This window comes from Kribbella sp. HUAS MG21 (genome assembly GCF_040254265.1).
In the GTDB taxonomy this organism is placed as follows: domain Bacteria; phylum Actinomycetota; class Actinomycetes; order Propionibacteriales; family Kribbellaceae; genus Kribbella.
Genome location: NZ_CP158165.1, coordinates 6,660,262 through 6,681,947 on the forward strand (window position 1 = coordinate 6,660,262; position 21,686 = coordinate 6,681,947).

General features: G+C 70.2%; 17 protein-coding genes. 6 read left to right on the forward strand and 11 right to left on the reverse strand.

Annotation, left to right across the window (positions count from 1 at the left end):
• The first annotated feature begins 15 nt into the window (after nucleotides 1-15).
• The gene (locus ABN611_RS32125; protein ID WP_350276026.1) at nucleotides 16-708 is read left to right on the forward strand and encodes a GntR family transcriptional regulator; all 693 of its coding nucleotides are present in this window, start codon (nucleotides 16-18) and stop codon (nucleotides 706-708) included.
• Here ABN611_RS32125 and ABN611_RS32130 read toward each other — a convergent pair.
• From ABN611_RS32130 to ABN611_RS32160, 7 genes are all read right to left on the reverse strand, one after another.
• Entirely contained in the window at nucleotides 690-2,456 is a 1,767-nt protein-coding gene (locus ABN611_RS32130) for a gamma-glutamyltransferase (protein WP_350276027.1), read from the reverse strand. The two genes, ABN611_RS32125 and ABN611_RS32130, sit on opposite strands and share 19 nt — an antisense overlap.
• Nucleotides 2,453-3,430, reverse strand: a complete 978-nt coding sequence (locus tag ABN611_RS32135; RefSeq protein ID WP_350276028.1) for an ABC transporter ATP-binding protein — start codon at nucleotides 3,428-3,430, stop codon at nucleotides 2,453-2,455. The genes ABN611_RS32130 and ABN611_RS32135 overlap by 4 nt, the downstream gene beginning before the upstream one ends.
• Nucleotides 3,427-4,398 (reverse strand): ABC transporter ATP-binding protein, encoded by a 972-nt coding sequence (locus ABN611_RS32140; RefSeq protein ID WP_350276029.1) that lies wholly within the window; start codon nucleotides 4,396-4,398, stop codon nucleotides 3,427-3,429. The genes ABN611_RS32135 and ABN611_RS32140 overlap by 4 nt, the downstream gene beginning before the upstream one ends.
• Nucleotides 4,395-5,282: an ABC transporter permease gene (locus ABN611_RS32145; protein ID WP_350276030.1), complete on the reverse strand. Its 888-nt coding sequence runs from the start codon at nucleotides 5,280-5,282 to the stop codon at nucleotides 4,395-4,397. Before ABN611_RS32145 ends, ABN611_RS32140 begins: the two co-directional genes overlap by 4 nt.
• Complete coding sequence (locus ABN611_RS32150; protein ID WP_350276031.1) at nucleotides 5,282-6,235, reverse strand: ABC transporter permease; 954 nt, start codon at nucleotides 6,233-6,235, stop codon at nucleotides 5,282-5,284. Before ABN611_RS32150 ends, ABN611_RS32145 begins: the two co-directional genes overlap by 1 nt.
• The gene (locus ABN611_RS32155; protein WP_350276032.1) at nucleotides 6,232-7,917 is read right to left on the reverse strand and encodes an ABC transporter substrate-binding protein; all 1,686 of its coding nucleotides are present in this window, start codon (nucleotides 7,915-7,917) and stop codon (nucleotides 6,232-6,234) included. The genes ABN611_RS32150 and ABN611_RS32155 overlap by 4 nt, the downstream gene beginning before the upstream one ends.
• Nucleotides 7,918-8,029: 112 nt before the next feature.
• Complete coding sequence (locus tag ABN611_RS32160; RefSeq protein ID WP_350276033.1) at nucleotides 8,030-8,530, reverse strand: N-acetyltransferase; 501 nt, start codon at nucleotides 8,528-8,530, stop codon at nucleotides 8,030-8,032.
• Between the two features lie 240 nt (nucleotides 8,531-8,770).
• Between ABN611_RS32160 and ABN611_RS32165 the strand changes: the two genes are divergently transcribed.
• A complete protein-coding gene (locus ABN611_RS32165; protein ID WP_350276034.1) occupies nucleotides 8,771-9,451 on the forward strand; it encodes a DUF4232 domain-containing protein in 681 nt (226 codons plus the stop codon).
• Nucleotides 9,452-9,457: 6 nt separating this feature from the next.
• On the opposite strand, the gene ABN611_RS32170 is transcribed toward ABN611_RS32165, so the two are convergent.
• The 3 genes from ABN611_RS32170 to ABN611_RS32180 are packed head-to-tail and all read right to left on the reverse strand — an operon-like array spanning nucleotide 9,458 to nucleotide 15,500.
• Nucleotides 9,458-10,618: an SWIM zinc finger family protein gene (locus ABN611_RS32170; RefSeq protein WP_350276035.1), complete on the reverse strand. Its 1,161-nt coding sequence runs from the start codon at nucleotides 10,616-10,618 to the stop codon at nucleotides 9,458-9,460.
• Nucleotides 10,615-13,578 carry a DEAD/DEAH box helicase gene (locus tag ABN611_RS32175; protein WP_350276036.1) on the reverse strand — a complete coding sequence of 988 codons (2,964 nt, stop codon included), beginning with the start codon at nucleotides 13,576-13,578 and terminating at the stop codon, nucleotides 10,615-10,617. Before ABN611_RS32175 ends, ABN611_RS32170 begins: the two co-directional genes overlap by 4 nt.
• Before the next feature lie 44 nt (nucleotides 13,579-13,622).
• Nucleotides 13,623-15,500, reverse strand: coding sequence for an ABC transporter ATP-binding protein (locus tag ABN611_RS32180; RefSeq protein WP_350281710.1), 1,878 nt, complete (start codon nucleotides 15,498-15,500; stop codon nucleotides 13,623-13,625).
• Between the two features lie 155 nt (nucleotides 15,501-15,655).
• On the opposite strand from ABN611_RS32180, the gene ABN611_RS32185 reads away from it, so the two are divergent.
• From ABN611_RS32185 to ABN611_RS32200, 4 genes are read left to right on the forward strand one after another with little or no spacing between them, the layout of a single operon-like run.
• Nucleotides 15,656-16,426 (forward strand): TetR/AcrR family transcriptional regulator, encoded by a 771-nt coding sequence (locus tag ABN611_RS32185; RefSeq protein ID WP_350276037.1) that lies wholly within the window; start codon nucleotides 15,656-15,658, stop codon nucleotides 16,424-16,426.
• Between the two features lie 42 nt (nucleotides 16,427-16,468).
• Complete coding sequence (locus tag ABN611_RS32190) at nucleotides 16,469-17,137, forward strand: TetR/AcrR family transcriptional regulator (RefSeq protein WP_350276038.1); 669 nt, start codon at nucleotides 16,469-16,471, stop codon at nucleotides 17,135-17,137.
• Nucleotides 17,137-18,870 carry an ABC transporter ATP-binding protein gene (locus ABN611_RS32195; RefSeq protein ID WP_350276039.1) on the forward strand — a complete coding sequence of 578 codons (1,734 nt, stop codon included), beginning with the start codon at nucleotides 17,137-17,139 and terminating at the stop codon, nucleotides 18,868-18,870. The genes ABN611_RS32190 and ABN611_RS32195 overlap by 1 nt, the downstream gene beginning before the upstream one ends.
• Nucleotides 18,867-20,888, forward strand: coding sequence for an ABC transporter ATP-binding protein (locus ABN611_RS32200; RefSeq protein WP_350276040.1), 2,022 nt, complete (start codon nucleotides 18,867-18,869; stop codon nucleotides 20,886-20,888). The genes ABN611_RS32195 and ABN611_RS32200 overlap by 4 nt, the downstream gene beginning before the upstream one ends.
• Nucleotides 20,889-20,931: 43 nt before the next feature.
• On the opposite strand, the gene ABN611_RS32205 is transcribed toward ABN611_RS32200, so the two are convergent.
• A complete protein-coding gene (locus ABN611_RS32205) occupies nucleotides 20,932-21,552 on the reverse strand; it encodes a hypothetical protein (protein ID WP_350276041.1) in 621 nt (206 codons plus the stop codon).
• Nucleotides 21,553-21,686: the final 134 nt, after the last annotated feature.

Sequence of the window (21,686 nt, forward strand, 5' to 3'; positions counted from 1 at the left end):
GGAGAGGAGCCAGGGGTGGAGCAGCTGAACGGCGAGGCTCGCAGGCAGGAGGTCGCGCGGACGATCGGCGCCGACCATGTCGCGCTGCGCGAGCAGGTCCTCGCGGAACTGCGGCGGCGGATCGTGGACGGCGAGTACCGTGAAGGCGAGCGGCTGACCGAGACCCGGCTCGCGGACGACTTCGGCGTCTCCCGGAACCCGGTCCGCGAGGCGCTGCGCGTGGTCGAGGCCGAAGGGTTCGTGCAGATCCTCCCGCGCCGCGGTGCGGTCGTCGCGACGCTCGACGAGACGGCCGTCCGCGACCTGTTCGCCGTACGGCAGCAACTCGAGACGCTCGCCGCCGGACTGGCCGCGGAACGCGCGACGCCTGCCGGGATCGCGATGCTGCGCAAGCTGATCGAGGAGGCGAACGCGGCGACGGCGGCGCAGGACTTCGACCGCGTCGCCGAGCTGAACAGCGCGTTTCACCGGGCCGTGATCGAGGTCAGCGGGAACCGCTGGCTGCACTCGATCTCGGCCGCGATGTACCACCACGTGCACTGGGTCTTCCGCGCCGGCGCCGCCCAGCGCGCCCCGCACTCGTCCGAGGAACACGAACGTCTGGTCGACGCCATCGAAGCAGCCGACGCCGAGGCCGCCACCACCGCCGCTCGCGAACACGTCGAGGCGGCGGCGAAAGCTGCTCTCGGTCAGCGGCCGACGGCGTAGCCCTGCATGCCGCGGGGGTTGGCGGCGGCGGCCAGCACGCCGTCGGTTTCCTTGCGTACGGCGCACAGGCGGCCGAGGCTCCACGGGTCGGATTCGCTGACGACGTGCCCCCGGCGGACCAGCTCGTCGCGGACCGCCTTCTCGACCCGGCTCTCGATCACCAGCCCACCCGGCTCCGTCGTCCGCGGGTAGAACGACGACGGGAACCCAGTCGTGTGCCAAGCGGGAGCGTCGATCGCCTCCTGCAGCTCCATCCCAGCAGCGAGGTGCCGCAGCAGGAACAGCAACTGCCACTGGTCCTGCTGATCACCACCAGGCGAACCGCAAGCCATCACCGGCTCCCCGTCCCGCAGCACCAGCGTCGGCGTCAACGTGGTCCGCGGCCGCCGCCCGGGAGCCAGCGACGCCGGCAGTCCCTCCTCGAGCCAGAACATCTGCGCCCGGCTCCCGAGGCAGAACCCGAGCTCAGGAATCGTCGGCGACGACTGCAACCAGCCACCGCTCGGCGTCGCGGAGATCATGTTGCCCCACTGGTCGACCACGTCGACGTGACAGGTGTCACCACGCGTCTCGCCGACCGGCGACACCGTCGGCTCCCCGGTCGTCGCGTCCCCGGTCGCGTCGGTTTCCTTGCCGGCAGCAACCGATGACAGCACCGGTGTACGCCCCTCGGGACTACCCGGCCGCAGCTCCAGCGACGCCTCCGACCCGACCAGCTTGGCCCGATCTGCGGCATACGTGGGGGAGAGCAACGTCTCCAGCGGCACGTCGGCACCGTCGCCGTACCAGGCCTCGCGGTCGGCGTACGACAGCTTCATCACCTCGACCGTCGCATGTACCCCGTCCGCGCTGTCCAGGTCGACGTCACCGAGCGCCGCGAGTACGGCGAGCGACTGCAGCAGCGCGGGTCCTTGTCCCCAGGGCCCGGTCTTCGCGACCGTGTACCCGTTCCAGTCGTACGTCGCCGCGTCCTCCCAGCTCGCCCGGAACGCAGCCATGTCGTCGCCGGTGATCAGCCCGGCATGGTCCCCGCCACTGGAGTCCCGGTGCGGCAGCCGCGAGAACCTGTCGATCGCCTCGGCCACGAATCCTTCGCGCCATACCTCCCGCGCGCGCTCGAGCTGCGCCTGCCGATCCGCTCCGGCCGCCTGACCCGCACGAACCAGCTTCTCGAGCGTCGCGGCGTACGCCTCGTTGCTGAACCGGCCCGTCACCGGACGCCCGTCCTTGAGCCAGACCGCGGCGGACGTCGGCCAGTGCTCCTCGAAGAGCTGCTGCACGGTCGCGATGGTGTCGGCGACCCGCGGCACCAGCGGGTGCCCGTTCCGCGCGTAGTCGATAGCCGGCTCGAGTACGACGCTCAACGGCAGCGTCCCGTGATCGCGCAGCAGGAGCAGCCACGCGTCGACGGCACCCGGAACCGTCGCGGCCAGCGGACCCGAGCCGGGGACCAGCGACAGCCCGAGCGAACGGTAGTGCTCGATCGTCGCACCGGCGGGCGCGACACCCTGGCCGCACAGCACGCGCGGTGTCGGGTCGTCGGCGGTCGCGATGATCGCCGGCACCTCGCCGCCGGGACCGTTCAGGTGCGGCTCGACCACGTGCAGCACGAAGCCGGCCGCGGCGCCCGCGTCGAACGCGTTCCCGCCGAGCTCGAGGATCCGCATCGCGGACTGCGACGCCAGCCAATGCGTGGACGAGACCATCCCGAACGTGCCACGAAGCGTTGGCCGGGTGGTGAACGTCATGTGCTGACTCCTTCGGTAGGTCTCACGTCTGGTCCGGTGCCGTCGGCGTTGACAAGGTGGCAGGCGACCTCGTGTCCACCTTCGCCGATCGTGCGCCGCTCCGGAACGACTGTCCGGCATGTGTCCACCGCCACCGGGCAGCGGGTGTGGAAGCGGCAGCCGGGCGGCGGGTCGATGGCCGACGGCAGGTCGTCGCCGAGCAGGACCGGCCGGCGGGCCCGCTGCCGGGCGGGATCGGGGACGGGCGCCGCGGACAGCAGCGCCTGCGTGTACGGGTGCGCCGGGTTGCCGAAGATCCGCGCCCGCGGGCCTTGCTCGACGAGCTGGCCGAGGTACATCACCGCGACCTCGTCGGCGAGGTACTCGACCGCGGACAGGTCGTGGGTGATGAACAAGCAGGCGAACCCGAGGTCGCGCTGCAGATCGGCCAGCAGGTTGAGCACCGACGCCTGCACGGACACGTCGAGCGCACTCGTCGGCTCGTCCGCGACCAGCAGCCGCGGCTCGGAGATCAGCGCGCGGGCGATGCTGACCCGCTGCCGCTGACCGCCGGACAACTCGTGCGGTGCCCGCTGCGCGACCTCGGGACGGAGGCCGACGCGGCGCAGCGCCTCCGACACCTTCGCCGGGATGTCCTTGCGGCGCATCAGCCGGAGCGGCTCGCCGACGATGTCGCCGACCGACAGCCGCGGGTCGAGCGAACCGGCCGGGTCCTGGAACACGATCGAGACGTCGCGGCGATGCGGCCGCAGCCGGCGGCGGCTGAGGTGCGTGATGTCGGCGCCTGCCAGCCGGACGGTGCCCGCAGTCGGTTCGAGCAGCCGGACGATGCACCGGCCGACCGTGGACTTCCCGGAGCCGCTCTCGCCGACCAGCGCGACGACCTTGCCTTCGCCGATCCGCAACGTGACCCCGTCCACAGCCCGCACCGGGCCGAAGTGCATCACCAGGTCTTCGACTTCCAAGGCGGTCATGGGGCCTCCACTCGGGCGTTCCAGCAGGCCACGCGATGGGCGGCAGCGGTGAGCTCGGGCTGGGACGACGTACAGATGTCGATCGCTCGGGGGCAGCGGTCGGCGAACGTGCAGGCGTCGGGCTGTTCGGTGAGGACGGGGACGAGGCCCGGGATCTCGTTCAGGCGCTGGGACTGTGCGTGCCGGCCCGCGGCGGGCGAGGCACCGAGCAGGCCGTTCGTGTACGGGTGCTGCGGATGCCCGAAGAGCTCATGTACGTCGGCCGTCTCCACGACGCGGCCGGCGTACATCACCGCCACCCGGTCGGCGAGGTCGGCGACCACGCCGAGGTCGTGGGTGATCAGCACGATGCTGGTGCCGAGCCGCTCGCGCAGTTCCCGCAGTACGTCGAGAATGCCGGCCTGGATCGTCACGTCCAGGGCCGTGGTCGGCTCGTCCGCGATCAGCACCTTCGGGTCGCAGGCGACCGCCATCGCGATCATCACCCGCTGCCGCATCCCGCCGGACAGCTGGTGCGGGTAGTCGCCGACGCGGCGTTCGGCGGACGGGATCCCGACGAGCTTGAGCAACTCGATCGCGCGGGTCCGGGCAGCCTGCCGGTCGAGGCCGACGTGCGTCCGAAGGACCTCGCTGATCTGGTGGCCGACGGTGAAGACCGGGTTCAGCGAGGTCATCGGCTCCTGGAAGATGTACGCGACCTCGCGGCCGCGGATCGAGCGCAGCGTCCGCTTGTCCGCGCCGACGAGCTCGGTGCCGGCGAGCTCGACCGACCCGGTGACGGTCGCGGTCCTGGGGAGCAGGCCGGCGATGCTCATCGCGGTCACGCTCTTGCCGCACCCGGACTCGCCGACGACCGCGAGCACCTCGCCGTCGCCGACCTCGAGGCTGACCCGGTCGACCGCGGACAGCGGCCCGTCCTCGGTCCGGAACGTGACGGACAGGTCTTTCATCACCAGCACGGGTTTCATCGGCGGCTCGCCTTCGGGTCGAGGGCGTCGCGGAGGCTGTCGCCGACGATGTTGAACGCCAATGTCAGCAGCATGATCGCGACGCCCGGCATCACCGCGGCCCACGGCGCCCGGGCCGCGAACTGCTGGGCGTCGGCGAGCATCGTGCCGAGGCTCGGCGCCGGCGGCTGGATGCCGAGGCCGAGGAACGACAGCACCGCCTCGCCGAGGATCGCGGCCGGGATCCCGACGGTTGCCTGGACGATGATCGCGGACAGCGCGTTCGGGAGGATGTGCCGGCCCAGCACCCAGGCGTCGCCGGCGCCCTCGACGACCGCGGCGGCGACGAAGTCGAGCGACTTGATCCGCAGCGTCTCGGACCGGACGATCCGGATCATGCCGGGGATCTGGGCGATGCCGATCGCGATCGCCGCGTTGCCGAGGCTGGCGCCGCGGATCGCGGCCAGCCCGACCGCGAGGATCAGGAACGGGAACGCCAGCACCAGGTCGGTGAGCCGGGAGATCAACGCGTCGACGGTCCGGAAGTACCCGGCGATCAGCCCGAGCGGTACGCCGACCACCAGCGAGAACGCGACCGCGAGGACGCCGACGTGTAGCGATGCGCGGAGGCCGAACATGATCCGGGACAGCACGTCGCGGCCGAGGTCGTCGGTGCCGAGCAGGTGCCCGGGCGTCCCGGGCGCCGCGAACGCGCGGTCCAGGTGGTTCTGGGTCGGCTCGTACGGCGCGAGCCAGTTCGCGAAGACGGCGAGCACGACGGCGATCAGCAGCACCGCGAGTCCGGTCAGGGCCAGCGGGTTGCGCAGGATCCGGCGTACGACCCGGCGACTGTTACTGCGCAGCGGCGCCGTCGGTACAGCTTCGGCAGCTTCGGCAACAGCCATCAGGCCTCACCTCGCACGCGGATCCGCGGGTCGATGACGGAGTACAGCAGGTCGACCAGCAGGTTGATCACGATGTACGCCGTCGCGGTGACGAGGACGACCGCCTGGATGACCGGGTAGTCGCGCTGGAAGACGGCGTCGACGGTGAGCTTGCCGAAGCCGGGCAGCGCGAAGATCCGCTCGGTCACGACCGCTCCGGAGATCAGCGCGCCGAGCTGCAGGCCGACGACCGTGACGACGACGATCAGACTGTTGCGCAGGGCATGCTTCCCGATGACGGCCTTGGGCGGGAGACCTTTCGCTTCCGCCGTCCGGATGTAGTCGGCGGACAGTGCGTCCAGCATCGACGACCTCGTCTGCCGCATGATGACCGCGGCGAGGCCGGTGCCGAGGATCACCGCCGGCAGTACCAAGTGGTGCAGGTTCGCCACCGGGTCGGTGAAGAACGGGACGAAGCCGGAGGCGGGGAAGAGGCCGAGGGCAACGGACAGGTAGAGGATCGCCATCAGGCCGAGCCAGAAGTGCGGGACCGAGAGACCGAGCAGCGCGAGCGCGTTCGCGGCCCATTCGGCCGGGCGCCCCCGCCGTACTGCGGCCACGACACCCGCGCCGACTCCGATCACGCCGGCGATCAGGATCGCGAGCACGGACAGCTCGATCGTCACCGGCAGCGCGCTCGCGATCATCGACCGCACCGGAGTACCGGTCCGGATCGACTCGCCGAGATCGCCGCGCGCCGCATGACTGACGAACTGCCAGAACTGCACGAGCCACGACTGGTCGAGCCCGTACTGCTCGCGGATCGCCCGCAGCGACTCCGGGTCCCGGTCCTCACCGGCCAGCGCCAGCGCCGGGTCGCCTGGCAGCGCGCGCACGCCGGCGAACACGACGATCGTCGCCAGGACGAGCGTCACCGCCGACTGCCACAACCGGTTGAGCAGGTACCGCCTCACTTCGCGAACCCTGCGAAGGCGGTCCGGATCACGCCGTCCGGGTAGACCTGGATGCCGAGGAGCTTCTTCGAGACGCCGGTCAGGTTGCGCTGGCGGTACAGGTAGATGATCGGGTCGTCCTGCTGCAGCTTGCTGACCACTTCGCCGTACAGCTTGATCCGCTCGGCCTTGTCGGTCGCCTGGCGCGCGTCGGTGAGCAGCTTGTCGACCTCGGGGCTGCTGTAGCCGGACACGTTCTGGCTGCCGGTGCTGCCGATGAAGTTGTAGATGTTCGCGTCCGGGTCGACGCGTCCGGACCAGCCGAGCTGTAGCAGCTCGAAGTCGCCGCGGTCCTGCTGGTCGAGCAGGGCGGCGTACTCGACCGGCTTGATGACGAGCTCGAATCCGCCCTCCTTCACCATGCCCTGCAGCGCCTGCGCGAGCCGGAGGCTGTCCGGGTTGTTCGAGGTGATCATCTCGACCTTGTACGGCGTACTCACCCCAGCGTCGGCCAGGAGTTGCTTGGCCTTCGCGGGATCGTGCGCCGGGCAGACCTGCGCCGCGTCGGAGGTGAACTCGCTCTTCGGCGACACCGGCGAGCAGGCCACCGTGTTGAGCCCGTTGAAGATCGACTTCACGAGTGCCTCGCGGTCGATGGACAACGCCAGCGCCTGCCGCACCTTCGGGTCCTTGGCGATCGGGGTGTCCAGCTGCTTCAGCGGGTTGCCGATGCCGTTCGCGTTGCCGATGTTGATCGTCAGGCCCTGATACCCGAGTGACTGCGACTGCAGCACGCTCACCGTGTCGTCCTTCTGCAGCGTCGGCGCGTCCTGCGTGGACAGCGAGTCCGCGACCTGGGCGTCACCGGACTTCAGGTTCGCCGAGCGGATGCTGGAGTCGGTGATGATCCGGTACTCGATGCTGTCCAGGTGCACCTTCGCGGCGTCGTAGTACTGCGGGTCCTTGACGACCTTGATCGAGTTCTGCGCGACCCGGCTGGCGAACTTGAACGGGCCGACGCAGACCGGCGCGGTGGAGAAGTTCGCGCCGAGCTTCGCGACCGCGGCCGGGCTGAGCACCATGCCGGCGCGGTCGGCGAGCGCGGCGGTCAGCGGGGCGAACGGTTTCGAGAGCTTGATGACCACCGTTTTCGGGTCCGGGGTCTCGATCGAGGTGATCGGGCCGAGTTCGCTCTTCCGGGCGGAGCCGGCGAGCGTGAGGTGGCGGTTCAGGGAGGTCTTCACCGCGGCCGCGTCGAACGTGCCGCCGTCGGCGAACTTCACGCCCTGCTTGAGCGGGATGCTCAGGCTGAGCCCGTCGGACGAGATCGTCGGCAGCGCGGTCGCCAGCTGCGGGACGACCTTGGCGTCCGGGCCGAGGTCGTACAGCTTCTCGCACATCGTGTGGAAGACGTAGCGCGAGTACAGGCTGCGGGACAGCGTCGGGTCGAGCTTGTCGGGGTCGGCCGAGAGCGCCACGGTCAGCGTGCCGCCCGGCTTCACCTGCGCCGCGTCGGCCGCCTCGCCGAACACGTCCTGCCCGGCCGCCGAGGACTGGCCGCCGCCCGGCGAGTCGCCGTCGGCCGGATCGACCGGTGAGCACGCGGTCCCGATCAGGGCCAGCGCCACGAGGGCGCCGGCCCCGACCATGCTCCGGCGGCAGATCCGTGAGCTGAAACGGTTCATCCACAGTCGACGAGTCATCGCGCTGCTCCTGGGTAGGCGGGTTATCGTCGACTGTTTCATGTATACAACCTGGCTGCGCAAGTGATTCGGCGAGTTTCGTCGAATCTTTTACGATCTGCCGCCGGGGCTGTCAGAACGTCAGCGGGTAGACCAGGTCCCCAGCCGGTACGGCGTGCTCGCCGAGCGCGAGCGCCATCAGGTACGGGCCGTCGTACTCCGGATGACGGATGCCGAACCCGGTCGCCTGCCGGAACCCGAACCGCGGGTAGTACTCCGCGTGTCCGAGCACGACGACGGCCCGCTCGCCGCGATCACGAGCCGCCGCCAAGGCGGCCTCGATCGCGGCGCCGCCGGCTCCTTGGCCCTGGTACTGCGGGACCGTGGCGACCGGTCCGAGCGACAGGACCGGTACGCCGCCGACGTGGCAGCGGGTCAGCATCGCGTAGGCGACGGGCGTGTCGTCCGGCGTGGTGGCGACGTACAGCAGGCCCGGGATCCACGCGACCGGATCGGCGCGGTGGGCGTCGACGTAGCCGACCTCGAACTCACGGCCGAAGGCCTCGCGGGTGATGGTGCGGATGGTTTCCAGGTCGGACGGCGTCTCGACGCGGGTGGTCCAGGTGATGGACAACGGTGGTTCCTTTCGGAGATTCAGAGGGTGAGTTGATGAACCGGAGCGGCTGCCGGGCGTGCGGCAGCGCGGAATGACACGGTCATCAACTCACCTCCTCCTTCTCCGAAGTCCGGCCAAACTTTAGCCGCGGCCGTGGCGTCCATCAACCAGATTGTCCGGCCACGTGATCGACGCCGCTCGGGGCGCTGAACGAGGGGAACCGCAATGAACATTGTCGCCAGTTGGAGAAGGTACGCCGTGGGAGCGGGTGCGGTCGCCGCGCTTCTGACGACCGCCGCCTGCGGCTCGGGCGACGCGGCCGCGGACGGCAGCAAGCCTTCGGACCAGCGCAGCGCATCGGCTCCCGCGAGCAGCCCGGCGCCGTCGAGCCCGATGCCTTCGGCAAGCATCTCGCAGAGCAAGGGCACGCCGTCGGCACCGGCGCAAGCGACGACCTCGAAGACGACGACGGCGAAGACGACCGGCGACGACTCCGGCGTCGTCGACCTGTGCACCATGGCGGACCTGAGTTTCACCGTCACGAACTACGACGCACCGGGAGAACCGGTGCGGCACTTGATGCTCGTGGCAACCAACAAGGGGACCGAGAAATGCGACGTGCAGAGCTTCCCGGACGTGACACTCGGCAACGCCAAGCGCCCGGCCCCGCCCAAGCAGGGGACCGACCCGCAGGAGCCGATCACCCTCGCCCCCGGCGAGAAGGCGTACGCCGGTGTGCTCGCCACCGGCGGCCAGATGGACACGTACCCCGTGACCTTCATGACGGTCGGCCTCGGCAGCCCCGGCGGCGAGGCCGAGCCGGAGAAGCCGGTCCGGGTGAGGATGCCCGTCACCTCGTTCGACGCCGACGACGGCCAGCGGGTCACCTACTGGGCCGGCACCGAGGGCCTCGCCATGCGCCCTATCACCCAGTCCTGACGGCAGCTACCACTCGACGACCAGCGGATCCTTGGACGGCGGGCCGGCCGGGATCCAGGTGTCGTCGACGAGCCGGTACGGATGCCAGCGGCCCTGACGATCCAGCCGGAGCTGGGTATCGGGGCCGAGCGTCAACCGGTTCGCTGACGTGCTGATCGTCAGGTCGTCGTCGGCCGCGAGTAGCTCGGTCCGCGCGCGGTTGAGCTCGGCGGCGTCGGGCGTCCAGGTGTGCTCCAGTACGTCGAGACCGGGCGCACCGCCGTACCGCCAGGCTTGGATGCCGGGGGCAAGGTCCCGTCCGGTGGCCTCGGTCAGCGGGGCAACGAGTTCCGGGAAGTCGGTCCCCAGGCGTACGGCGTCCTGCCACTCGTCGAGCGGTAGCGGCTCGGGTGTGCCGTGTAGCAGCGCGTTCAGGATCGAGCGCGCCCGGCGGGCGGCGTCGAGCACGAGCAGCTGCAGGACCTGGGGCCCGATGCCGTCGGGCGGTTCGATCCCCGCGACAGGCAGCTCGTCGAGGCTGACCTTCGCGGGAAGCTGCGGCGGGTCGGGCAGCTCTGTGGGCGCGCCGGCGAGTACGTCGGCGACAGAGACGCCGGTTTCGACAGGCTGGGACGACGAGGCTTGCAGCTCCTCCAGGAGATCCTCACGGGTGCGGCCGCGGAGGAGCAGGAGGACGAACGGGTCCGCGTCGAGGAGCCACGCCACCTGGTAGCAGAGGGCGGCCGCGTGCTGGCAGGGGAGTTCCCAGGCGTCGCAGGTACAGCTGGGGTCGAGGTCGCCGATGCCGGGCAGTAGCGCGACACCTGCGTCCGCGGCGGCCTCGACCAGGTCGTGCGGCATCTCGCCGTCCAGCAGCGCCGCGATGTGACCCGCGCGGGAGGCCACCTGTTCGCGGAACCGTTGCCAGTCGTCGTCGCTCAGCTCGTCGACCCGGACCACGGACTCGTAGGTGTCCTCGGGGGCGTAGACGGTCGCGGCGATCCGGCCCGGGCTGATCGTGATCGTGCCGACCTGGCCCGAGTTCGCATACCGCCGCCCTCTGCGGAGCTGGTCCGAGTCCAGCGACGTGTCCTCCATCGCCTGCACCCACGCCTTGCCCCACCAGGACCGCCCCCGCGTACTCCGCCGCTGTGCCGCGAACGCCGGGAAACCTCGTGCTTCGGTCATCGCGCACCTCCGCCCGAGGTGCTCCGGGGCGCCGTAGCCCGGAGCTCGACCAGGTCCGCGAGCTCGGCGTCGGACAGCTCGGTCAGCGCCGCCTCGCCACCGGCCAGGACCGCCTCCGCCAGTTCGCGTTTGCTGCTCAGCATCGCGGCGATCCGGTCCTCGATGGTGCCCTCGGCAATCAGCCGGTGCACCTGGACCGGGCGGGTCTGCCCGATCCGGTACGCACGGTCGGTGGCTTGGTCCTCGACCGCCGGATTCCACCAGCGGTCGTAGTGCACGACATGATCGGCCCGGGTCAGGTTGAGCCCGGTCCCGGCAGCCTTGAGCGACAGCAGGAAGACGCGGACCTCGCCCGCTTGGAACTTGTCCACCATCTCCTCACGCCGGGCGACCGGCGTCCCGCCGTGCAGCAGCTGGCTCGCGACACCACGCTGCGCCAGGTGCCGCTCGAGCAGGCGCGCCATCGCGACGTACTGCGTGAACACCAGCACCGCGCCGTCCTCGGCGATGATCGTGTCCAGCAGCTCGTCCAGCAGCTCCAGCTTGCCGGACCGGCCGGTGAGCCGGGCGTCGCCGGGCTCCTTCAGGTACTGCGCGGGGTGGTTGCAGATCTGCTTGAGGCCGGTCAGCAGCTTCACGATCAGCCCGCGGCGCGCCATCTTGTCGCTCGCGCGGACCTCGTCCATCAGCTCGCGAACCGTTGCCTCGTACAACACCACCTGCTCGCGGGTCAGCGAGACCGGCTGGTCCGTCTCGGTCTTCGGCGGCAACTCCGGCGCGATACCCGGGTCGGACTTCTTCCGCCGGAGCAGGAACGGGCGGACGAGTTTCGCCAGCCGGGCCGCGACCTCCTCGTCCTTGTCCGCCTCGATCGGCGTCGCCCACTGACTCCGGAACGTCCCGAGCCGGCCAAGCAGGCCGGGAGTGGTCCAGTCGAGGATCGCCCAGAGCTCGGACAGGTTGTTCTCCACGGGAGTACCGGTGAGTGCGACGCGCGCCTTGGACGGCACGGTCCGCAGCGCCTTCGCCGTACCGGACGACGGGTTCTTCACGTGCTGCGCCTCGTCCGCCACCACGAGCGCCCACGGGTGCCCGGCCAGCCGGGCGGCGTCGCGGCGGAGGGTGCCGTACGTCGTCAGCACGAAACCTTCCTGCGCTTCGTCGAGCGAGCGGGCCGTGCCGTGGAAGCGCCGTACCGGGGTTCCGGGGGCAAAGCGCTGGATCTCGCGCTCCCAGTTGCCGAGCAGGGACGCCGGGAAGACGACCAGGGTCGGGCCGGCCGTGTCCTCGGACTGCTGGCGGTGCAGGTGCAGGGAGATGAGCGTGATGGTCTTGCCGAGACCCATGTCGTCGGCCAGGCAGCCGCCGAGACCGAGCGACGTCATCCGGGACAGCCAGCGCAGGCCGCGCAACTGGTAGTCGCGGAGAGTGGCCTGGAGGCCGGGCGGGGCCTCGATCGGCTCGTCGGCGCGGTCGGGATCGGCGATGCGGGCGCGGAGGTCGTCGAGCCACTTCGCCGGGGTCACGGTCACCTGGCGGCCGTCGACCTCGGTGGTACCGGTGAGGGCGGCGCCGAGGGCGTCGATGGCGGTGACGGGTTTGAGGATGCGTTCGCGAGCCTTGCGGGCAAGCTCGGGGTCGATGAGCATCCACTGGTCGCGGAGTCGTACGACGGGTCGAGTTGCTTCCGCGAGTTGGTCGAGCTCCTCCGCGGTCAACGGATCGTCGCCGACGGCAACTTGCCAGCTGAAGTCGAGGGTCTTGTCGCCTTGGAAGAAGCTCGGGAGATCGCTGGGTGGTCCGTCCGCGCTGGTGATCGCCGCGCGGGCGGTCAGCGCGCGGCCGAGACTGCGCGGCCAGTGCAGCTCGACACCGGCCGCCGCCAGCCGCTGCGCCGCGCCGGCTAGCAGGCCAGCTACCTCCTCGTCAGCCAACTCCATCCGGCTGGGCACTGCGGACTCGAGCAACTGCCCGAGCGGAGCCCAGACGCGTGCCGCGCGCCGGATCGCGAGCGTCGCATCGATCCGCGCCCGCGGCCCGAACCCCGGGACGTCCTCGGACCACACGTCGTACGCATCGCGCACCAACGTCGGATCCTTCAGACTGTGCAACTGCACAACGGCACTGAACGCCAACGAGTCCGCCAACTCGACCCGCAACGAGATCCGCACCCCGCTGTCGAGCCCCGCGGACACCTCGTCCGCCCACCCCCGCAACCGCTCCACCCGCTGAGGCGCCTTCGCCGCGAACACCTCGGTCCGATGCGCCTTGCCCGCCGCCGGCGACCGAGGCATCCCATCAGCCACCGCATCCAAAAACTCCCGCAACAGCTCCTCAGCGACAGGCAACCGCACCTCCCCACCACCAGCCTGCATGGCGCTGACCGCTTGCCTGGAGCTGACCGCTTGGGTGGTGCTGACCGGCTGGGTGGTGCTTGCCGGCTGGGTGGTGCGAGGGAGCGCCCGGGCGGACGGTGGCATGGCTTCGGCGAGGTCGAGGAGGCGGGTGACGTCGTCCGGGTCGAGGGGGCCGACCCGCCAGGCGTCGTGTCCGGCGGGGGAGACGCCGGGCAGAAGCTTGCCGCGCGCAACCAGCTGCAACGCGACCAGCGAAGCCCCGCCCCAGAAGGCGGCCGACGGATGCGCCGCCATCGCCCGCCGCATCCGCCCCAGAATCGGCACCGCCTCCGCAACCGGCAACTCGATCGCCCGCACCCTCCGCAACCGCCCGCTGCCAACCAACAGCCCCGTGACCCCGCCAGCCTCACGAGCCCCCGGTGCGCCGTCCGCGCCCCCACCAGCCGGGTCGTCCGTGAGGATTTCGAGGTCGACGTGTTCGCCGATGCCTAGGGGGAGGGGGCCGCCGTGCGGGTTCCAGAAGGCTACTCGGCTGGTGCGGGGTGGGTCGGCGGGGCGGAAGAGTACGGCGTGGTCGGCCAGCTCGTGGCCTGGGGACTGCAAGCGAACTACCTCCGCCTCGAGATGTACAGAACGGAATTACAAAGTCAGACCGGGACTGCCTCGTCGGTGGCACCGGGCTGGTCGAACTGGGTGCGGTAGAGCTCCTCGTAGCGGCCTCCGGCAGCGAGGAGGTCGGCGTGGCGGCCGCGTTCGACGATGCGGCCGTCTTCGATGACCAGGATCTGGTCGGCGGCGCGGATCGTCGACAGGCGGTGCGCGATGACGACCGCCGTACGGCCGGACAGCGCCTCCGTGAGCGCCGCCTGGACGGCGGCCTCGTTGGTCGAGTCCAGGGCCGCGGTCGCCTCGTCGAGGATCACCACCCGCGGCTGCGCGAGCAGCAACCGCGCGATGGTCAGCCGCTGTCGCTCGCCACCCGACAACCGGTACCCGCGCTCACCGACCACCGTGTCGAGCTGATCCGGCAGCGACCGGATCAGATCACCCAGCCGCGCCCGCTCCAACGCGTCCCACAGGTCCGCCTCCGCGGCCTCCGGGCGCGCGAGCAGCAGGTTCTCCCGGATCGAGTCGTGGAACAGGTGCCCGTCCTGCGTCACCATGCCGAGCGTGTCCCGCAACGACTCCGCCGATACCTCGCGTACGTCGACCCCGGCCAGCCGCACCGCCCCGGAATCCACGTCGTACAGCCGCGGGATCAGCTGCGCGATCGTCGACTTCCCGGCACCGGACGAGCCGACCAGCGCGACCATCTGCCCGGGCTCAGCACGGAACGAGATGTCGTGCAGCACCTCGACCCCGCCGCGCGTGTCCAGTTTCGCGACCTCCTCCAGCGAGGCCAGCGACACCTTGTCCGCCGACGGGTAGGCGAACTTCACCCGGTCGAACTCGACCGCGACCGGCCCGTCCGGCACCCGCCCCGCGTCCGGCTTGTCCTTGATCAGCGGCTCCAGGTCCAGCACCTCGAAGACCCGCTCGAAGCTCACCAGCGCCGTCATCACCTCGAGCCGCGCACTCGCGAGCGCGGTCAGCGGCGAGTACAGCCGGGTCAGCAGCAACGCCATCGCCACCACCGCACCCGCGTCCAACTGGTCGCGCAGCGCGTAGAACCCACCCAGCCCGTAGACGACGGCCAGCGCGAGCGCCGACACCAGCGTCAGCGAGGTCACGAAGATCCACTGCACCATCGCCGTCCGTACGCCGATGTCCCGCACCCGCCGCGCCCGGATCGCGAACTCGGCCGACTCGCGCGCCGGCCGCCCGAACAGCTTCACCAGCGTCGCGCCCGGCGCCGAGAACCGCTCGGTCATCTGCGTGCTCATCGTGGCGTTGTAGTTCGCGGCCTCGCGCTCCAGGGCCGCCAGCCGGGTCCCGATCCGGCGCGCCGGTACGACGAAGATCGGCAGGATCACCAGCGCGAGCAGCGTGATCTGCCAGGAGACCCGCAGCATCACCACGAGCGTGAGCAGCAACATCACCAGGTTGCTCACGACGCCCGACAGCGTGTCGCTGAACGCGCGCTGCGCCCCGATGACGTCGTTGTTCAGCCGGGAGACCAGCGCGCCCGTCCGGGTCCGGGTGAAGAAGGCGATCGGCATCCGCTGGATGTGGTCGAACACGGCCGTCCGCAGGTCGAGGATCAGCCCTTCACCGATCCGCGCCGACAGCCACCGTGTCAGCATGCTGAGCCCGGCCTCGGCGATCGCGATCGCCGCGATCAGCAGCGAGAGCCGCAGGACGACGTCGAACGGCCGCCCGCCGACGATCGCGTCGACCACCCGCCCGGCAAGCACCGGGGTCGCCACCGCGAGCACCGCGGCGCCGATGCTCAGCACCAGGAACCACACGAGATGCGTCCGGTGCGGACGGGCGAACGCCAGGATGCGGCGCAGGGTCGCGCGGGAGAACGGTCGCTTCTCGTCTTGGGCGTGCATCGCGTGGTACAGCGAGTTCCACGCGGTCATCTCCATGCTCACGGCTGGGCTCCGGGTCGATCGATCGGTCGGGAAGTCGATGATTCCGCAGACCACCGACAGAAACCGACGCTAGAACCTCGACAAAGCTTGAGGTCAACTGCGTACGCTGTACGAAGAATACCCGTTCACGGAAGACTGCGCACATGCATCAGGAGTACAGCGGCAGCGGCGACCCGGCGAAGAGCCTCGAGCTGCTCTGGCGCCGGCGCCCGCGGCCGACCCGCGGACCGAAGCCGGCGCTGACGGTCGAGCAGATCGTGCAGGCCGCGCGCGAGGTCGCGGACTCCGAAGGCCTCGGTGCGATGTCGATGCGCCGGGTCGCCGACGAGCTCGGCGTCGGCGCGATGACCCTGTACCGCTACGTCCCGGGCAAGGGCGAATTGCTCGACGTCATGCTCGACCACGTGTACGGCGAGCTGCCGCGGCGCGTCGTACCGGGGGACTGGCGGGCCCGGCTCGACGAGGTCGCGCGGGAGAACCGGGAGCTCTACCTGCGGCATCCGTGGCTGCTCCAGGTCGCGATCAGCCGGCCGCCGCTCGGGCCGAACGTGATGGCGAAGTACGAGTGGGAGCTGTCCACCGTGGAGGGGATCGGGCTCACCGACCTCGAGATGGACGCGACGGTTGCCTTGGTCAACGGGTACGTGCACGGCGCCGTCCGCACGGCGGTCGAGGCGCGGCAGGTGATCCAGCGGTCGGGGATGACCGACAAGGAGTGGTGGCTGGCGCACGTCCCGCACCTGGACCGGATCGGCGACCTGGAGAAGTTCCCGCTGTCGGCACGGGTCGGAACCGCGGTCGGGAATGAGTTCGACGCCCCGTACGACGCCGAACACGCGTTCGAGTACGGCTTGGAACGGCTGCTCGACGGGGTATCCGCGCTGGTCGCGAACCGGTCTGCTCCACCGGGGTGAATCCAGTTGTGAGTGAGTACTCACTCAGTTACCTTTGACTGCGTGTCACCGAGAGCGACCCCGCTACCACCCGAAGAACGCCGCGCCGCCATCGTCGCGGCCGCGCTGCCGTTGCTGGAGGAGTTCGGCCCCGACGTCAGCACCAAGCAGATCGCCGAGGCGGCCGGGATCGCCGAGGGGACGATCTTCCGCGCCTTTGGCAGCAAGGACGCGCTGATCAACGCCGCGATGCTGACCGCGATGGACACCACCGACCTGGTCAAGTCCCTCGAGGAGGTCGACCGGTCGCTGCCGCTGCGGGAGCGGACGATCGCCGCCGTCGAGATCGGGCAGCGGCGGTTGCGCAGCGTGTTCCGGCTGATGCTGTCGATGCGGCTCCGGCAGCCGCCCGACTTCAAGCAGCATCCGCTGGACGCGGCGCGCCGCAAGCGCCAGGCGGACCTGTCCAACGTGGCGTTCGCGGACCTGCTGCGCCCGGACGCGGACCAGTTCCGGCTGCCGCCGGAGGACGTGGTGCGGATGATCGGCCTGATCACCTTCTCGGCGACCCACCCAATGATTTCCGGCGGCCACGTGCTGACCGCCGAGGAGATCGTCGACTTCGCCTTCGACGGTCTCCGCAGCCACCACACCGGTCAGCCACCGGCCTCCGAGGACGTCGCCGAACTCGCGCTCGGCGGCGCCCGTCGCCACGACTCTGGGGATGATTGATGTTACTTCGCGTCTTGCGTACGCACCTGCGTCCGTACGTGGGAAACCTGTTCCTGGTGGTCGTCCTGCAGCTGGTCGGGACGATCGCCTCCCTCTACCTGCCCAGCCTGAACGCCGACATCATCGACAACGGCGTGGCCAAGGGCGACACCGGCTACATCATGGAGACCGGCGGCTGGATGCTCGGCGTCAGCCTGGTCCAGATCGCCTGCACGGTGATCGCGGTGTACTTCGGTGCGAAGACGGCGGCCCTGTTCGGACGCGACGTCCGCGCGGCGGTGTTCCACCGGGTCGGCGAGTTCTCGGCCCGTGAGGTCAACCAGTTCGGCGCCCCGACGCTGATCTCCCGCAGTACCAACGACGTCCAGCAGATCCAGATGCTGGTCGTGATGACCACGACCATGCTGGTCGCGGCCCCGATCACGATGATCGGCGGCGTGATCATGGCGGTCCGCGAGGACGTCGGCCTGTCCTGGCTCGTCGCGGTCGCCGTCCCGCTGCTGGCCGGTTCCGTCGGCCTGATCGCCAGCCGGATGGTGCCGCAGTTCCAGAAGATGCAGAAGAACATCGACGGCGTGAACCGGGTGCTGCGCGAGCAGATCGCCGGCATCCGGGTGGTCCGGGCGTTCGTCCGCGAGCCGCACGAGATCGAGCGCTTCGGCGAGGCCAACCGGAACCTGACCGACACCGCGATCCGGGCCGGCCGGCTGATGGCGCTGATCTTCCCGACCGTGATGCTGATCCTGAACGTGTCGAGCGTCGCGGTGCTGTGGTTCGGCGCCTCCCGGGTCGAGAACGGGACGATGGAGGTCGGCGCGCTGACCGCCTTCCTGAGCTACCTGATCCAGATCCTGTTCTCGGTGATGATGGGCGTGATGGTGATGATCATGGTGCCGCGCGCCTCGGTCTGTGCGGACCGGATCTCCGAAGTGCTCGGCACCGAGTCCTCCGTCCGGCCGCCGGTCACGCCGATCAAGAGCTTCACGGGCCGCGGCCAACTGGTGTTCGAGCGGGCCTCGTTCCAGTACCCGGGCGCCGCCGAGCCGGTCCTGCGGGACATCAGCTTCGTCGCGTCGCCGGGGCAGACGACCGCGATCATCGGCAGCACCGGCGCCGGCAAGACCACGCTGTTGTCGCTGGTGCCGCGGTTGTTCGACGCCACCGAGGGGCGGGTGCTCGTCGACGGCATCGACGTACGGGAGATCGAGCCCGAGGCGTTGTGGGAGCGGATCGGTCTGGTGCCGCAGCGTCCGTACCTGTTCTCCGGGACGGTGGCGAGCAACCTGCGCTACGGCAACCCGGACGCGACCGACGAGGAGCTCTGGCAGGCGCTCGAGATCGCCCAGGGCAAGGACTTCGTCGAGGCGATGCCCGAGGGGCTGGAGGCGCCGATCGCGCAGGGCGGCACGAACGTGTCCGGCGGTCAGCGGCAGCGGCTCGCGATCGCGCGGGCGCTGGTCCGCAAGCCGGAGATCTACCTGTTCGACGACTCGTTCTCGGCGCTCGACCTGGCGACCGACGCCCGGCTCCGGGCGGCGCTGCGGCCGGTCACGAGGGAGGCGTGCGTCGTGGTCGTCGCGCAGCGGGTGTCGACGATCATCGACGCCGACCAGATCCTTGTCGTCGAGGACGGCGTGATCGTCGGCAAGGGGACCCATCAGGAGTTGCTCGACACGTGTCCGACGTACGTCGAGATCGTCGAGTCGCAGCGTTCCGCGGAGGAGGCGGCATGAGCGAGGAACAGAAGCCGTCGTCCGAGGCGCCGGCGACCGTGAAGGCGACCGAACGGCCGACGTCCGGTCGTGGGTTCGGGCCGCCCGGCGGGATCCCGGGGGACAAGTCCATCAACTTCCTGCCCTCGGCGAAGCGGCTGCTCAAGCGGCTGCGGCCGCACCGGGTCCAGGTCGCGGTGGTCGTCCTGCTGGCGATCGGCAGCGTCGCGCTGTCGGTGCTCGGTCCGAAGATCCTCGGTCGCGCGACCGACATCATCTTCGCGGGCGCGATCGGCAAGGGGCTGCCGAGCGGCCAGACCAAGGAGCAGGTGATCGAGCAGACCCGGGCGGCCGGCAACGGCCGGCTCGCGGACCTGCTGCAGGGGATCGACCTGATCCCCGGCGTCGGCATCGACTTCGATGCCCTGCGCAACGTCCTGCTCCTGGTGCTGGCGCTGTACGCCGGGGCGTTCCTGCTGTCCTGGGCGCAGGGGTACATCCTGAACGGCATCGTCCAGCAGACGATCCTCGACCTGCGCGCCGAGGTCGAGGAGAAGCTGAACAAGCTGCCGCTGAGCTACTTCGACGGCGCGCCGCGCGGTGAGCTGCTCAGCCGGGTGACCAACGACATCGACAACATCTCGAGCAGCCTGCAGCAGACCCTGAGCCAGTTGCTCACCTCGCTGCTGACCGTGATCGGGGTGATCACGATGATGTTCGTGATCTCGCCGCTGCTGGCGTTGATCGCGCTGATCACGATCCCGGTCTCGATGGTGCTGACGGCCGCGATCGCCAAGCGCTCGCAGACCCGGTTCGTCGCGCAGTGGCGGCACACCGGCGCGCTCAACGGCCAGATCGAGGAGGCGTTCACCGGGCACGAGCTGGTGAAGGTCTTCGGCCGGCAGAAGGAGATCGAGGCGAGCTTCGCGGAGAAGAACGAGGAGCTGTACAAGGCCGCGTTCGGCGCGCAGTTCATCTCCGGCCTGATCATGCCGCTGATGATGTTCATCGGGAACGTGAACTACGTCGTGATCGCGGTGGTCGGCGGCCTGCGGGTGGCGTCCGGCACGATGTCGCTGGGCGACGTCCAGGCGTTCATCCAGTACTCGCGGCAGTTCACCCAGCCGCTGACCCAGGTGGCCTCGATGGCGAACCTGCTGCAGTCCGGGGTGGCGTCGGCGGAGCGGGTCTTCGAGGTGCTGGACGCGAAGGAGCAGGTGCCGGACGACGAGACGCCGGAGAAGGTGACCGACTCGCGCGGCCGGGTCGAGTTCGAGCACGTGTCGTTCTCGTACGACCCGGACAAGCCGTTGATCGACGACCTCAGCCTGGTCGCGGAGCCCGGTCAGACGGTCGCGATCGTCGGTCCGACCGGCGCCGGCAAGACCACGCTGGTCAACCTGATCATGCGGTTCTACGAGCTGAACGCGGGCCGGATCACGATCGACGGTGTCGACATCACCGAGCTCACCCGGCACGACCTGCGCTCGCGGATCGGCATGGTGCTGCAGGACACCTGGCTGTTCGGCGGCACGATCCGCGACAACCTCCTGTACGGCAACCTGAACGCCACCGAGGAGGACATGCTCGCGGCGGCCAAGGCGACGTACGTCGACCGCTTCGTCCACAGCCTGCCCGACGGCTACGACACGGTGATCGACGAGGAAGGCAGCAACGTGAGCGCCGGTGAGAAGCAGCTGCTCACCATCGCCCGCGCGTTCCTGGCGGACCCGCAGCTGCTGATCCTGGACGAGGCGACCAGCTCGGTCGACACCCGCACCGAGGTCCTGGTGCAGCGCGCGATGGCGGCCCTGCGGTCCGACCGGACCAGCTTCGTCATCGCACACCGCCTGTCCACCATCCGCGACGCCGACCTGATCCTGGTCATGGAGAACGGCGCCATCGTGGAGCAGGGCAACCACCACGAGCTGCTCGCCCTGGACGGTGCCTACGCCCGCCTCTACAACGCCCAGTTCAGCGGCGCGGTCGTCGACATCGACGAGGAGGCGGCAGCCGTCGCCGCCCCGGCGGCGCGCTGACCACGTGCGGGGCACCACCCACGACAGGTGGTGCCCCGCAGTGTCAGTTCTGTACCGATCGCGGACGTACGGCGAGCAGCACGCCGAGCGTCGCGTACCCGATCAGCAGGTGGCCCCCGCCGACCCAGCGGCCGACGGCGTCGCCGAGCACGATCGACGCGGGGACGGTGACCACGGCCCAACTCTCGGCGACCAGCGGCCACCACCGCAGGGCGCCACGCCAGCGCCCGGCCAGCGCGATCTTGATCGCGATCACCATCATGCCGAGCATCGACAGCGGCCAGCAGATGTCCATGACGAGCATCCAGGTCGTGTCCTGCAGGTTCGACGGCAGTACGCCGTGCAGCAGCGACCAGAGGCTCGCGATGCCGAGGATCACGGCCTCCACCTTGAGCAGGACGGTCGACGCGCCGGTCGCGCGGGTCCGGAACTGCACGGTCAGCAGGCAGAACACCCCGAGCTGGAACGCGAGGCCGGTCAGGTCGCCGATCCGCTCGGGCGTCCCCTCGTTCACGGTGCTGAACGCGAAGATGCTCGCCGCCCAGGCCAGCGTGCCGGCGGTGAGGCCGAGTCCGAGCCGCCGGATCGTGCGCTCCGTCGGGCCGGTCGCTGCCTGCGGTGCCGGGGCGACGTCGGTGCGGGCCCTGGCAGGTGTGGTTGTCATTGCGGTTCCTCCCCCTGAGGTTCTTGTTGCGACGACTCTGCTGGGCAGGCCGACCCGCCGGGCAGGGCCTGGCGTCCCGACGTGAATCGGGACAGTTGACCCGCGACGACGGGACACACTCTGGGTCACAATGC